General features: G+C 27.7%; 11 protein-coding genes and 2 pseudogenes. 12 read left to right on the top strand and 1 reads right to left on the bottom strand.

The window, feature by feature from the left end; genetic code table 11:
* Window position 1 precedes the first annotated feature (1 nt).
* The 12 genes and pseudogenes from AYC61_RS10735 (at window position 2) to tnpA (ending at window position 13,870) form a co-directional block, all read left to right on the top strand.
* A complete protein-coding gene (locus tag AYC61_RS10735) occupies window positions 2-1,594 on the top strand; it encodes a response regulator transcription factor (RefSeq protein WP_066501656.1) in 1,593 nt (530 codons plus the stop codon).
* Between the two features lie 45 nt (window positions 1,595-1,639).
* Window positions 1,640-2,686 carry a substrate-binding domain-containing protein gene (locus AYC61_RS10730; RefSeq protein ID WP_066501651.1) on the top strand — a complete coding sequence of 349 codons (1,047 nt, stop codon included), beginning with the start codon at window positions 1,640-1,642 and terminating at the stop codon, window positions 2,684-2,686.
* A 267-nt stretch (window positions 2,687-2,953) separates the two neighbouring features.
* A complete protein-coding gene (locus AYC61_RS10725) occupies window positions 2,954-4,078 on the top strand; it encodes a sugar ABC transporter substrate-binding protein (protein ID WP_066501648.1) in 1,125 nt (374 codons plus the stop codon).
* A gap of 99 nt (window positions 4,079-4,177) precedes the next feature.
* The gene (locus AYC61_RS10720) at window positions 4,178-5,695 is read left to right on the top strand and encodes a sugar ABC transporter ATP-binding protein (RefSeq protein WP_066501644.1); all 1,518 of its coding nucleotides are present in this window, start codon (window positions 4,178-4,180) and stop codon (window positions 5,693-5,695) included.
* Window positions 5,696-5,705: 10 nt separating this feature from the next.
* Complete coding sequence (locus AYC61_RS10715; protein WP_066501643.1) at window positions 5,706-6,884, top strand: sugar ABC transporter permease; 1,179 nt, start codon at window positions 5,706-5,708, stop codon at window positions 6,882-6,884.
* A gap of 72 nt (window positions 6,885-6,956) precedes the next feature.
* Window positions 6,957-7,165, top strand: a pseudogene (locus tag AYC61_RS21865) (transposase); the annotation flags it as partial.
* A 148-nt stretch (window positions 7,166-7,313) separates the two neighbouring features.
* Window positions 7,314-8,576 (top strand): gluzincin family metallopeptidase, encoded by a 1,263-nt coding sequence (locus AYC61_RS10710; RefSeq protein WP_066501638.1) that lies wholly within the window; start codon window positions 7,314-7,316, stop codon window positions 8,574-8,576.
* Window positions 8,569-8,802: a hypothetical protein gene (locus AYC61_RS21570; protein ID WP_162265460.1), complete on the top strand. Its 234-nt coding sequence runs from the start codon at window positions 8,569-8,571 to the stop codon at window positions 8,800-8,802. Before AYC61_RS10710 ends, AYC61_RS21570 begins: the two co-directional genes overlap by 8 nt.
* Before the next feature lie 711 nt (window positions 8,803-9,513).
* A complete protein-coding gene (locus AYC61_RS10705) occupies window positions 9,514-10,611 on the top strand; it encodes a DNA glycosylase AlkZ-like family protein (RefSeq protein WP_066501634.1) in 1,098 nt (365 codons plus the stop codon).
* Between the two features lie 21 nt (window positions 10,612-10,632).
* A complete protein-coding gene (locus AYC61_RS10700; RefSeq protein WP_066501625.1) occupies window positions 10,633-11,913 on the top strand; it encodes a B12-binding domain-containing radical SAM protein in 1,281 nt (426 codons plus the stop codon).
* Between the two features lie 21 nt (window positions 11,914-11,934).
* Complete coding sequence (locus AYC61_RS10695; protein ID WP_066501620.1) at window positions 11,935-12,546, top strand: nucleoside/nucleotide kinase family protein; 612 nt, start codon at window positions 11,935-11,937, stop codon at window positions 12,544-12,546.
* Between the two features lie 940 nt (window positions 12,547-13,486).
* A pseudogene (gene tnpA / locus AYC61_RS10690) lies at window positions 13,487-13,870 on the top strand (IS200/IS605 family transposase).
* A 249-nt stretch (window positions 13,871-14,119) separates the two neighbouring features.
* On the opposite strand, the gene AYC61_RS10685 reads toward tnpA, so the two are convergent.
* Window positions 14,120-14,980, bottom strand: a complete 861-nt coding sequence (locus tag AYC61_RS10685) for a hypothetical protein (RefSeq protein WP_066501614.1) — start codon at window positions 14,978-14,980, stop codon at window positions 14,120-14,122.
* Window positions 14,981-15,904 lie beyond the last annotated feature (924 nt).

Raw genomic sequence — 15,904 nt, 5'->3', positions numbered from 1 at the left:
TATGTATCGATTAATAATTGTAGACGATGAACAAATTGTTTTGGATGGACTGAAATTTCTAATTGAAGATACTTTGGAGGATATAGAGGTTGTAGCAACCGCTAGTTCAGGGCGTGAAGCAATAGCTGTTTGTGAGAACTATAACCCTGATATTGTACTGATGGATATAAAGATGCCTGGTATTAATGGGATAGAAGCAATAGAAGCTATAAAAAAGCGGCATATAGATACTAGGTTTGTGATTATATCAGCATATGAACAATTTGAATATGCCAAACAAGCTGTAGAACTTGGAGTATGCGATTATATTTTAAAACCTATAAATCCTAAAAAGGTAACAGATGTATTAAACAGTATTAAAAATGATATTTTGGTAGAACGTAATCAAAGACTTCGTGAGATTGAAAATAAAGAAAAACTAAAGAAGATAATACCAATATTAGAGCATGCCTTTATTTATTCACTACTGCTAAATACAGATTATCGAGACGAATTAATTAAATATCAAGATCTTTTTGAAGCAAAGAAAAGAAAAGGCTATGTGATGGTTATTGAGTTTGGAGAAGGAAAACATCAAAATTTGCATGATAAAATAGGTACAGGGATAATTGGACAATCCATTTACCCTAAGGTTCAAAGTGCTATTAAATATAAATGTAAATGTATTGTAGGACCAATGATAATAAATCAAATTACAGTTTTAGTTTATGAGAATCAAACAGAGTCTGAATATGAACAGAGGATAAAAGCATTTGAGATAGCAGATTCAATATATAATTCGATAAAAAAACTAGTAGATAGTAATATTCATATTGGTATCGGTTCATGTTATGCTCTTGAAAAATGTAAAAATTCATTGGAGGAGGCAATGTTTAGTCTTAATCGCATAACAGATGAAAATATTGTTCATATTAATGATATTTCTCAAAAGAATAATTCCAATGATGATTATACTTATATAGATATAAAGGAAGATGAAACACATATTATTAAACTGCTTGAAATTGGGGATAAAGAGCGATTAGTTAATGAAATGAAAACGTTTTTCAACAAAGTAAATAAGAAGTTCCATGGTGACATAGTCGAAGTTAGAAATACTATACTTGAATTAATGGTTATGGTGCTGAGTTGTTCTTATAGAAACGACCTACAAGAAGAAATCGTTGGTTATTCAAGTTACTTGAATGAATTAAATAGCTTAGATAGTATTGTTTCAATACAAAATTGGTGTCTTAGAAAAGTAAGCTATATTGTTGAGCAGGTGCAAAGTAAAAAGGATAAACACATATCAAGAGTTGTATTGAATGCTAAAAAATATATTGATGAGCATTTAAATGAAGATCTAAATCTCATAGATATATCTAAAGAAGTATCAGTAAGTCCACAGTATTTTAGCAAGATATTCAAAAACGAAATAGGACAGAGCTTTGTTGAATATGTTCGTAAGAAAAGAATAGATATAGCAAAAGAGCTTTTGAAAACTAACAAATATTCTGTTAAAGAAATTTGTTATAAAATTGGATATAATGACCCTAACTATTTTAGCCGTTTATTTAAAAAATTAGTTGGTGTTTCACCAACAGAATATAGATAAGAATCGGTGTGGCTAGTGAAATAATTTGAAAAAGGTGGGGTAATAATGAAACTATTTAAAAACAAGCTGAATATGTTTATAGTTTTTATAACTACATTTCTTTGTTTGAGTATTATTATCTTCTTTGTTAATGAATTGTATAAAAAGGGAACTATGGAGGATGATGGGAAAATTACTATTGGTTTTTGTGCTGATACTCTTGTCATAGAACGTTGGCAGAGAGACCAAGAAATTTTTCAAGCAAAAGCAAAAGAAAAGAATATAGATGTTATCGTTTATAATGCTAATGAAGACAATGAGACGCAAAATAGACAGATACGACTGCTTATAGATAAAAATGTAGATGTAATGGTTGTTATACCATATGATAAAGATGGTATTAGTGAAGCAATAGGTGAAGCAAAAGAAGCAGGAATTAAAGTAATTGCTTATGATAGATTGATTAACGATGCAAATATAGATGCTTATATTTCATTTGATAATGTTAAGGTAGGAGAACTACAAGCTAAAGCTTTGACAGACGTAGTACCAAAAGGGAATTATATAATAATAAACGGATCTCCAGATGACAACAATTCATCTATGTTTAGAAAAGGTTATATGAGTGTTCTTGAAGAATCTGTTCAAAATGGATACATTAATATTGTTGAAGATAAATGGGCGAACGATTGGAGAGAAAAATATGCTTATGATATCGTATTAAAAGCTTTAAATGAAAATATTCAAGTTGATGCAATTATTGGTGCTAATGATCGTTTAGCAGAAGCAGCTATCAGAGCTTTGGCTGAAAAAGGTTTAGCAGGTAGTGTGTATGTAGCTGGTCATGATGCAGAGATTAGTGCCTGTCAGCGAATTGTAGAAGGAACACAGTATATTACTATATATAAACCTATTCGACTATTGGCTGAATCAGCAGTTGATCTTGCAATAGATTTAGTAAATGGCAAAGATGTCAATACAGAAGAAGTAATAAACAATGGAATGATAGATGTACCATATATTAAATTGGACGTATTACCAGTTACTATAAATACATTAGAAGAAACAGTGATAGAGGATGCTTTTCACAGACGAGAAGATATCTATAGATAATTAAAGTATAATTCAAATAAATGAACGTCTCATAAAAAGACCAGATAGTTAGTCTTTTATGAGGCGTTCATTTTTTAGCACATATTTAAGGTTAAAATAATCTCTGAATAAATTTAATATTAAATTTTTAGAGATTAAAAATTTAAAATATATAAAAAATTAAAAAAATACAGATTTCTCCTTTTCTCAGTCATGGAGTAAAATTTATATATTATATATACTAGTTTTAAGGAAAACACAATTTATATAATTAATAGGAGGCTAAAAATGAAAAAACTATTGGTATTATTTCTTATGCTTGCATTATCAGTTAGCTTATTAGCAGGATGTAGCAATTCTAAAGATGATTCACAGGGTGCGACAGAAACTGATAAAAAAGATGGTTTAGTAGATATTGGTATTGTACTTCCTACTAAAGAAGAGCCACGTTGGGTACAAGATGAAGCAAGATTCAAAGCAGCTTTAGAAGGTACAGATAAGTCTGTAGAAATTCTTTTTAGTCAAGGTGACTCAGCAAGAGAAAAGCAAAATGTTGAAACTTTGATTTCTAAGGGTATTAAAGTTCTTATTATAACTCCGCATGATGGAGCAGCAGCAGCGGCAGCAGTTGAAGCAGCAAAAGAAGAGGGTATTACAGTAATTTCTTATGACAGATTAGTAACCAATACAGATGCAGTAGATTACTATATCACATTCAATTCTGTTTCAGTTGGTGAAGCTCAAGGTCAATATTTATTAGATCAATTAGATGATAGTAAAGGTGAAAAATTATACCTTTATGCAGGAGCTGCAACAGATAATAATGCATTCTTATTCTTTGAAGGTGCATGGAACAAATTACAGCCTAAAATTGCTGATGGTACATTTATAGTTCAAAACTCATCAAAGGCAGTTGAATACAAAGATAAAGCAAAATTAACTCGTGAAGAAATGGGTCAAATCATAGAACAGATTACAACAGATTGGAAACCAGAGGTTGCTAAGTCAAAAGCAGAATCTCATATAACTGCAGCTGCGCCAAAAGGGAAAACGTTTATATTAGCTCCAAATGATGGTACTGCACGTTCAATCTATGATCAATTTGCAAAAGAAGATGGTCTAGAAATTTATATAACTGGACAAGATGCTGAAATTCCATCAATTCAATATGTTATAGATGGTAAACAAAGTATGACAGTTCTTAAAGATGTAAGAAACCTAGTAACAGGTGCTATTGAAACAGCAACTAACATTCTAGATGGTAAAGAAATTGAAACAAATGGTTCTTATAATAATGGTAAAATTGATGTTAAAGCTAAAGATATTAAGGTTATCACAGTAACTCAAGATAATGTAAAAGAAACAATCATTGATTCAGGATATTACGGAGCATCAGAATTCAACGGACTGTAGATTTAATCTAAAACATTAAACCCCTTATTAAACATAATAGTGATGGGCATTTGCCTATCGCTATTATGATATATTATAAGACTTGATAGGAGCTTTCAAATGGCGAATATATTAGAAATGAAAAATATAACAAAAGAATTTCCAGGTGTAAAAGCACTTGATAATGTGAATTTCAAAGTTAAGAAAGGAGAAATTCACTGTCTGGTTGGAGAAAATGGAGCTGGTAAATCAACATTGATGAAGGTTTTAAGTGGAGTATATCCCAAGGGAGATTATGCAGGCGATATTGTTTTTGATGGAGAAGTACAAAGTTTTCATGGAATAGGTGATAGTGAAAACAAAGGTATTGCAATTATTTATCAAGAACTTGCGCTTGTACCAGAAATGACAGTATATGAAAATATTTTTCTTGGTCATGAAATTAAGAAAAATGGTGTCATAGATTGGCATAGTACTAAAATTAAAGCAACTAAAATGCTTGAAAAAGTTAAGCTTGATGTTCATCCTGCATCTAAGATAATAGATCTTGGAGTTGGAGTACAACAGCTCATAGAAATTGCTAAGGCACTTAGCAAAGATGTAAAGCTTCTTATATTAGATGAACCAACTGCTGCTCTCAATGAAGATGATAGTGAAAATTTATTAAAATTACTGAATGACTTAAAAGAGCAAGGTGTAACATCTATAATGATTTCTCATAAATTAAAAGAAGTTATTCAAATTGCAGATACGGTAACTGTACTTCGTGACGGACAAACTATTTGTTCACTCAGTGCACAGAAGGGTGAAATAAATGAACGAGATATAATTAAATATATGGTTGGAAGAGAAATTAACGATATTTTCCCTAAGAGAGAAGTAAAGAATTTTGGAGATGTTCAGCTGGAAGTTAGCAACTGGTCTGCTTTTGACAGGAAATTGGGCAGATATGTAGTTAAGGATGTTGACTTTAAAATTAGAAAAGGTGAAATTGTTGGAATTGCAGGACTTATGGGAGCAGGAAGAACAGAATTTGCTCATAGTATTTTTGGAAATTCAAAAAACTATCAATTATCAGGAGAACTTAAGATAAATAATAAAAAAGTAGTAATAAAAAGTCCAAAAAAAGCAATTAAAAATGGATTAGCTTATGTATCAGAAGATAGAAAGGGTAACGGTCTAATTCTAATTGAAGATGTTAAGCAAAATATTACTTTAGCGAACCTTAAAAGTATTGCAGATGCTTTTGTTGTTAAAAAAAATGAAGAAATAAAGGTAGCTGAAAAATATCGTAAATCTTTAAATATTAAAACACCTTCAATCCAGCAGAAGGTTCGTAATTTAAGTGGAGGAAACCAGCAGAAGGTAGCTCTAGGTAAGTGGCTATTTGTAGAACCTAATATTCTTATTCTTGATGAACCGACAAGAGGAATAGATGTTGGGGCTAAATATGAGATTTATACCATTATGAACGAACTTGTAGTTAAAGGCTTAAGTGTAATTATGATTTCGTCAGAATTGCCGGAAGTTCTTGGCATGAGTGATCGTATTTATGTTATGGCAGAAGGTAAGATGACAGGAGAATTGAAAATTGAAGAAGCTACTCAAGAAAATATAATGGAAATGGCGACAGTATAGGAGGATTAAAATGTTTAAGGATTTAACATCAGCAATAAAGGATAACATAAGAGATTATGGTATGTACATTGCGCTTGCCATAATTATTATCATATTTACAACCCTTACAGATGGATTATTTATAACACCAAGGGTAATATCAGATCTTATTGATATGACTGGATATATTGCAGTTTTATCTGTAGGGATGACATTAGTTATAGTTATACGACATATTGATTTATCTGTAGGTTATATAGCAGGATTTTTAGGTGCTATAGCAGCTATACTAAGCTCTAAAGTTGGCTTGCCATTATATATTATTTTTCCAGCGGTACTTATTTTGGGAGCTCTAATTGGAGTTTTGTGGACAGGAACTCTTGTTGCCAAAATTAAGATACCTGCTTTTGTAGCTACACTTGCAGCTATGACAATTTTTAGAGGCTTATTAATACGAATAACAAATAGTGCTACTATTTTCACGGATAGTGATGCATTTAATGCAATTGGAAATGGTTATATTCCTGATATATTTAATAATAGTAATATACATGTATTGACTATGATTATTGGAATAGCAGCTGTTCTTTTATTTATCTTTATTGAAATCAAAAACCGTAGGAAACAAATCGAATATAATTTACATGTAAGTACATTGCCAATCTTTGTCGCAAAGCTTATATTTGTATCAGCAATAGTAATGTATTTTATTTGGAAATTAGCTTGTTTTAAAGGTTTTTCTTGGACAGCTGTAATAGTTGCAATAGTTGTAGTTATATATAATTTTGTAACTAAAAATACTACATTAGGTCGTCATATTTATGCAGTAGGAGGAAATCCAGAGGCTGCGGAGCTATCAGGTATTAGTGTTAAATTTATTACATTTGTTGTATTTGGATCAATGGGGATGCTAGCGGGATTGTCAGGTCTTTTATTTACAGCTAGATTGCAATCAGCAACTCCAACAGCTGGTATGGGGTTTGAGCTTGATGCAATAGCAGGAGCATTTGTAGGTGGTACATCAGCATCAGGTGGTGTAGGTAAAATAACAGGGTCGATTATTGGGGCATTGGTTATGGCATCATTGACTAAAGGAATGGATTTAATGAATGTAGGAGTTTCATACCAATACATCATCCGCGGACTGGTACTTGTTGCAGCAGTTATATTTGATGTAAAAACTAGAAATCTGCGTTCAAAAAAAGCATAAATAGCTTATAGACATATTAATATGAATATTAAATTATAAAGCTCTCATAGATAAATATTGAGAGCTTTTATTAATTTAATACCTCATATACATATGTTAGTAAGTATTACCTAAAATAAGTATATTAATTTCTATTGGGTATGTGAAAGGTAAAAGTGCATTGATGTTATTAAATAAATATGCAAACTTAAAATATAAATTTGGAAAGTAGATATTTTAGAGCAGAGCTTTACTATGTAAGTACAGTAGGACTAAACGGGGTAACAATCAAAAATTATATATAAGAACAAGAAAAGCGGGATTCTAAAGTATTAAATATGGTTTATCTTAATGAGTTTAGGAGGTATTGAAAAAGGAAGTTATATGGTATAATATAGAAAAAATAGTATGAAAAAAGGTATTTGTTTTGAACAGAAAGGAGTTAAACATATGTACTCACTTAATTCAATCATTAATTTAATACAGCAATATGAAGAATCTTTAAATAAATCAGAATCCAAATATAATCTAACAGGAGATGAAAAAGATTATCTTTCAGCGAAGAACAAAATACGAAATTTATTTAATTGTTCAACATTTAAAAACTCTATTAATTGTTTGTCCAAATCTCTTGTTCCTACAGAAACAGCTTTATTGACTGAAATTAATAAAAAATCCTTTATATATAATACTAATTCTAATTTAAGTTCAAAAATAACTACATTAGAATTTGAGTTAAGAAAAATAAGAAAAACTATTTCTCAAGAAAGATACCAAAAATTATTAAAAGAACTTATAATGTTAAGAAATGATTTTGCTCAGGAAATAGGTTTTGAAAATTATTTAGAATTGAAATATTTTGAACACGGTTTAGATAAAAATATATTAATTTCTAAAATTAATTATCATAGGCTTGGTGTACAAAAAAAATATTTAAATTTTATAAATTCTAATTCTGCTTCTAATTTGCCTAATCAACCCTTTTCTGTTAATCAACAATTTCAATTAGCTCAAGATACCCTTAACGATATTGGAATTGAATTAAATTTTTCTCAAATAAAATTTTATCTAGAGCCTGACCCTAACAAAATATCAAGAGCATGTGCTGTTCCTATTACAGTCCCTGAAGAAATACATGTTATTGTCAACTCGAAAGAAGTATTTTTAAATTTAGTAGTATGTATAATGCATGAAATAGGTCATGCTGTTAATCTTAATTACATAGATTCTAATTTAAATTATCTTTATAGAACTCCCTATAATGCTGCATTAAATGAGGCAGTTGCAATTTTCTTCGAAAAAATAATTTTGTCACCTGAGTGGTTTAAAAAATACTTAAATCAAAACTATCCTACTATTAATAAAAAAGAATGTCTGTCTATTCCTATCCTTATTTGTTGTTTTGAGTTTGAAGAGATGATTTATAATGATGTTACTTGTAATTATGATAAAATATGGGAGAACATAAGAGAAAAGTACATGCCTAAATATAGCTTCAATTGGACAGATCATCATTTTTTTGTAACGGAGCCGGGTTATACTACTTCTTATTTAATGGCAGAATTTTTATCGGAAAGTATAAAAGAATATATTATTAATGAACATGGCGGTTTGTTGACATCAAATACTGGATTCTTTTTAAAAAACGATATTTTTAAACATGGAAAACTTCTGAATTTTCAACATCTGATACAAAAAATAAATTTTGTATAAGAACTTATCAGTAAATGCTAGAGATTATACAATCTATATATGGATAGGAATCCATACAAGAGGTTGTAGCATTTTATTAATATTTAAAGAATCTTCGATTAGGTTATTTTCATATCTATTAAAAATAGAACGGTCAACATCTATCATAGTGGATAATTCAAAATTCACATGGGATAAATTACAAAATTTAACGAAAACAATTGTAAATAATACTGAAATATGCTAAAATATACCTGGGGAATAATATCAATAATACAATAATATACATAAAATGGTATCGTAGTCAGCAATGGTAAGATTATGTTATCAAGAAGATATAATTCAATAGATGAACAAAGCGATAAAAAAGTTTCTAAAATTTATGAGGAAAAGAACGTCTATCAAAAGAAGTCAGCTAATCTTATGTTGCTTCAGTTATACGTAAAGGAATTTTAGGACTATTTCTAATCTAAAGGATTATAAAAAAATAAACAAATATGAAAAAATAAGAGAAGATACGGTTTAAAAGTTTCCGTAACTACTCTATTATATGTAAAGGGGGAGAATGCATGAAAAAATATAATGCTCCAAAAGCTAAAAAAATCAGTTTACCAGCAGCTTTAGCAGCAGATGTTTGCATGTAGAACAAATGTTTCAAAGAATAGATAGGCGAAAGCTTATCTATTCTTTGAAATACTATTATTAATCTAAATTTCTTAGATAAAATAACAAATAGGAAACTTAAAAATTAAATATTTGCCAAAGATAAACTATTTTGAAGATGTAATAATTGTTTTTTTGAAGGAGGATAGACAAATTGTAAGGAAAAGTGCAAGAAAAGTTTGGTGAGTTAAGTTTACATTGAAATAATAGATGAGATATTAAGTAAACTATTAACATAGATTTAAATGGATAAAACTTTGATGATAAAAAACTTTTTAATTACTAAGAATGAGGTGTGATTAACATAAAAATTGCAGAAGAAAATATCAATAATTATAGATTTAATAAATTAAATATTTACAATTCTGTTGATATAAGAACATATGATGAATTAGATAAATTAATAAATTGTTTTATTGGATTACATGCTGCACGAATTGGAAAACCATATCTATCTTTATTAAGTAAAGGGGTAACATGCCATGTTAATAAGCTATATGAATATATAAATAATTCGAATAAATATGTAACTATACGGTGTGTTCGCAAAACCTTACATATCACAAATATTAGAAATGCAGAAGTACTGCATCATGCTACTAGTAGATTAAGAATACCGCCAAAAATAAAAAAATTCAATGCAGTGAAATTAGAGTTATTTAAAGATTTTGCTAAAAATTTATTTATTGTAAATACATTTATCAATCCTAATGATTTAGAAGAAAAATTTATGAAAAAATTTAATGTTGATAAAATAGATGCAAAATTAATAAATAAATTTCTATGGGAAAGTGGAATTTTATATCTAAAAAATTTAAGTAAACAATTCAATAAAGAGAAAAGAGTATTTGGACTTTTTCAAAAAGCATTTAACTTTGATTTAGAGCTGAGTAAACAGAGTGAACAAGAATATATAAATGAATTGATTAAGTATTATATTTATGCATTTGGTCCAGTTTCAAAAAAAGATATCATTTGGTGGACAGGCATAAGTTCAGGTAAAATTAATAAAGCTATCGAAAGTATTAAAAAATCTTTAACTATAATTTATGGTAAGAATTCCAATATCCAAATGTTAATCTTTAACGAACATCTAGATAGTTTAGTTAAAATAAAAAAAATGGTAAACGAGTGTAAGTTTTTAGCTTATGAAGATTGCGCATTAAAAGCATATTATGAAACAAGAAAGTTATATACTGGAAATTATGCTCTTTATTTCAATAAAATTGGTGAAGTTTACGCTACTATTTTAATGAATGGAGAATGTATAGGACAGTGGGAGATAGATAAACCGAATAAAAAGATAAAATTTACAATACATAAACAAATGTGTAGTAAGAATATGGAACGAATACAGCTTGAAAAAGAACGAATGGAAAGCTTGATATTTTAATATCGGTTTGGAGGAGTAAAAATGAAAGCAATTATATTTTATCCAGAGGTTTATGAAATAGCTAGATTTAAAGAAAAAAGAAAAGAGTTTCCACCTTTTGGAGTACTTTATCTTGCATCAGTATTAGAAAATCAAGGTGTAAACATGAAAATAGAAAAAATTACGACAAAAAATAGAAAATTTGATTTAAGGGAATATGACATTGTATTATATAGTTTATCATCATCGTGTACTTATGGAATGATGTTAAATAGTAGAAATAATAGTTTATTCAAGAAAGAATGTATTGTTATTACCGGAGGGATACATGCTTCTTTATATCCATACCAGACATTAAATGATTTTAGTGCTGATGCAACAATTTTAGGTGAGGGAGAAGTAACATTACCGCTGACTATAAATGAATTGTTGAATAGAAAGCAACAATTAATTAAGGGAGTAATATTTAGAAATCAAATTGTAAATAGTGATGATTGGTTTAGTGAACCAATAAAAGATTTAGATAGTATTCCTTTTCCTGCTAGACATTTAATTCCGATTGAAGATTTTATATTTCCGGATAGATTATCTCGAATGAATTTGAATATGACACATATTCTTACCAGTAGAGGATGTCCTTTTAACTGTTATTTTTGTGGAGGATTGAATAAAATACATAGGTACAGAAGTCCTCAAAATATATACGATGAATTATTAATGCTAAAAGAAGTATATGAAATAGAAGGATTTGTTATTAATGATGAAAATTTTATAATTAACGAGACCAAAGTAAAAGATATTTGTGAAAAAATAGCAAGTTTAAAGATGCCGTGGTCTGCGTTATCTAGAGTAGACACTATTAATAAAAATATAGTAGAATCAATTGCTAGAGCTTCATGTATTGAATTGAAATTTGGACTTGAATCAGGTAGTGATACAATGCTAAAAAATATGAATAAAGGAAATACAATTATTCAGGCTGAAAATACATTGAAATTATGTAAAAAATATGGATTAAAAGCTAAATTATTTATGATTCACGGATTTCCAGGCGAAAATTGGACAACAACAAAAGAAACAATAGGATTTTTAGAGAGGAACAAAAACTATATAGATAGAGTATCTTTATTTAGTTGGACGCCGTTGCCAGGATCATATGTTTATAATAATTCTAAAAAATACGGGTTAGACTCCAAGAAATTGACATATGATAATGCAGTAATTTATTCGGAAAATTTTGATTGGTTTGAATGTGAGGAGGAAAATATAATTATAAAAGAATCCTTTACTGTATTAAAGCAGTATATAGCTAGTAATTTTTAAGTGTAAAGCGAGGAGATGACTATGAGTAAAATAATTGCTTTATGTGGGATAGATGGTTCAGGAAAAAGCACTTATATTAATTATATTAGCACTTATTTTTTAAGCTTAAATAAGAGTGTACATGTAGCTGATCCAATGAAGAATGGAATTTATAATAATAGTTTAAGGCAAGGAGGGAGTTGTAAAAGTAGTAAAGTCATGTATGAAAAGTATACACCTGAATTAGTAAGTATTACTTATGCTCTAGATTTACTAAACAGCATGAATAAAATTGTGAATTTAAATCACGATGTGATTATAACACATAGACACTATTTATGTTGTCTAGCTTGTGCTGAATTATTTACTAATAATTTAGACATGATACGGAAGATAATTAGTTTAGTTAAAAGACCTGATTTAATAGTATATTTAGATACAGATATAGAGGTTGCATATAGTAGAATTGTAAAAAGAGCTGAAGAGCTTTCAATCAAAGAAGATAAATTAAACCTCATGAAGTGTAAGAAAACATATGAAAAATTAATAGAACAAATTTCAACCGAGTTAGTAATAGTAAATACCGATAGAGATATTACTAATAATCAATTTGAACTAAAAAAATTAAATATGAAAATAAATAATATATTATAACTATTGAATATATGAGATTATAATTTACATTAGTATACTAATAACAATTCACTAATATATTGGATTTATCTTGTTTTGAGTTTGAAGAAATGATTCAAAATGATTTCACTTGTAATTATTACGAAATATGGGAAACTATAAAAAACATATGCCTAAAATTGGCTTCAATTGATAGAACATCATTTTTTCCCAATCAGGATATACAGCTTCTTACTCAATGGCAGAATTTTCATCGGAAAGTATAGAAGAATATATTCTTAACGAATATGGCGGTTTGTTGACTTCATATAATGGATTCTTTTTAAAAAACGAAATATTTAAACATGGAAAATTTCTGAATTTTCAACATAACACTTCTTTTATCCATATAATTGAATATCATTATGCTTTTAAACCAAGCTACTTTTTTCGTGAAAAATACATGTAAGATAGAATGACTTAAAAGTTTAAATTAATTGATTATCCAAAAGATACTATAAGAGTAGCTATTGTCAATGTTTTAGTAATACTCACTGAGTATGCTTCATTATTGGTACTAATCTCCATTCATTGAACTTAGGTAAAATGAAAATCATACTAATAAATAACACACACTATACACGAGTACAAAAAATCATTTGTTTTAATATTAATAAAATATACAGTGATTAGTATATAAACGGTATTACATACAACTATTTCTTATAATAGTTTATGTTATGATACACTTCTCTGTAAAATACCTTTTAGCATTATTAACTGATACTATTATTGTAACCTTAAAAAAGAGTATGACTTCATATATTATTATTTGAGGCAAGATAGAATTGCAAGTATTAGCATACTTAAATATAACAAATATAGTTTAATTTCTAAGTGCGTGGTCTAAATCCATCGTCTTTAAACGGTATACGCTTTAAACCTTAATGATTTGAGCCATACTAACCAAGAGGTGATTAGTATGGAATATGAAAATGATATGTGTATATATAATATTAAGTACCATATAATATGGGTTACAAAATACAGATATGAAGTATTAGTAAAACCAATTTCAATAAGACTAAGAGACTTAATAATACAAGGATGTGAAGCAAGAAATATAAAGATAATAAAAGGTAGTGTAGGAAAAGACCATGTTCATATGTTAGTATCATGTCTACCAAATTTATCACCAAGTAAAACAGTACAGTAATTGAAAGGAAGATCGTCTAGATTATTACAAGAACAGTACCCAGAGTTAAGAAAAAGGTATTGGGGACAACATTTATGGGCAAGAGGATATTTTTTGCGGGCAGTATGTAATGTAACAGAAGAGATAGTGAAAAATTATATAGAAAATTGAGAAATACCAGTTACAAAAAGTGATTTTAAGGTTGAAGAATAGTAAATTTATTGGGCTTAAGCTCAAAAACTTAAGTGGGCTTAAGCCTAAAAAAGACTTTCAGTCTTAGGCATTTATGCCTAAATCCACCTACTTTAGTAGGTGTGTTGTTTAATTAAAAACATTTATTATTTCCAAATAAAATATTCTTTTTATTAATTGTTCAAACTCTATATACTACTATATTACATTGATATATTTTAGTTCTAATTATATTCCTCCAGCTTGTCCTATTTTTGATATTATTTGATTTGAAAAATCAATAATTTTTTCAGCATTATTTATTAAACTTTTCTCACTATCAAGAACTTCTTGAAAATATAATTTTTTAAATCTTGTATAAATTTTTTCAGCTTCTTTATCATATTCAGCCAAATTTTTTAATTTTATAGGTATCCATTTATCTCTATCAAGAGAAGTTTTTTTATGAAAAATATATGCTTTCATAGTTTCTAATAATACAGTTCTAGCAGTGGTTACAGCAACTTCTGCTTGTTTACTTTCTATATTACCAATAACATCTTCATATTTAACGTCAACATTATTTATACATATCCTTGTCATTAATTGATAATAACTATTTTCATTGAAGTCCTTTTTTATAGCATAAAATAAATTTTCGTTATAAATTGGGATTCCATTTAGAAATCTATGTATAAATGATGTGAATTTAAATAAATCGAATCCGTTAGGTAGACTTAATATATTGAATGTTCTTGTATTACTATCAAATTCGTAGTTACTCAGCTCATTAATTAAATTTAAAAAAACATCCTTAGAAAAAATTTCTATATCAATACTTATTCCATATAGTCTTTTAAATTGTGTTTTTACATTTCCTATATCATAAGCTACATCTGTTCTTTCTATTTTCTCAAAATTAGAAGAAATTATGAATACATCTATATCAGATAATCTATTTCCCATTCCTTTAGAATACTTATTAACTTTACTTTCTATTAAGGATCCTCCTAGATATATTATGTCATCCTTCTCATAATCTAATATATTTAGGATTTCTCTTTTATCAATTGAGATATTTTTTTGCTTAATATCTATAAAATCAGACAAAATATCAACTCCTATCTATTTAAATAATTAAATACTATATTTAAAGAATAGATAAGCTATTGCTTATCCATTCTTTAAAATAAATGTTATCGTATAACGCAAACGTCAGATGCTAAAGCTGCAGGTAAACTTATTCTTTTAGCTTTAGGTGCATTGTATTTTTTCATATTCTCCCTCCTTTGCATAAGTATTATTATAATAGTGCAAAACTACACAACTATTATAAATATTATAATCTTTTTGTTATTAAAAGAATTTTCAATATATAATATAAATTCTTTCTATACTCTCCTAGTACTACAATACGTTTTCTCTAAAAGGAACATTCATATGAAAATTAATTTAAGCGAATCTATTAACAGTTTTGATGTTTTATAACCAATGATAATAATTTTGGGAAAGAAACTTACATCATTTTGTGATTTTACAATTTACTGAATAGCCTAAGAGTTTGATACTTGGTATACGATTTTATTAAATGTGAATAAGAAACAATTCACCTATTAGACGTTAATATTTAAATGTTAAACATTATGTTAAAAGTAATAGAATATAATAATAATTAAATTCTACTTCTAATAGTAAATCATGTCAATAAAAAAATTTTATCGAATTAGATTATTAATAAAAATTTTTTATTAACATCCACTTTTAAGAACAAAATGTAATAATATACTTATACAAGAAATTTAATGTATTAATGTAATAACTATAATCATTCACTTTAGTAAGTTTAATTAGCATTAAGAAATAAGATAGAAATATTAAAAAAATGAAAATAATTACAATAATTTAAAATAATATATAATTGACAATATAATAAAATTAATGTAAAATTACAACATAAAAAAATCAGATTAAATATTCCCATAATTACATAAATGCGTCAAAGTGTTTAAATCATAAAAAATGATAAAAATGTAA

The organism is Abyssisolibacter fermentans (assembly GCF_001559865.1).
Taxonomy (GTDB): Bacteria; Bacillota; Clostridia; order Tissierellales; family MCWD3; genus Abyssisolibacter; species Abyssisolibacter fermentans.
This window is presented reverse-complemented; position numbering and strand designations above follow the sequence as displayed.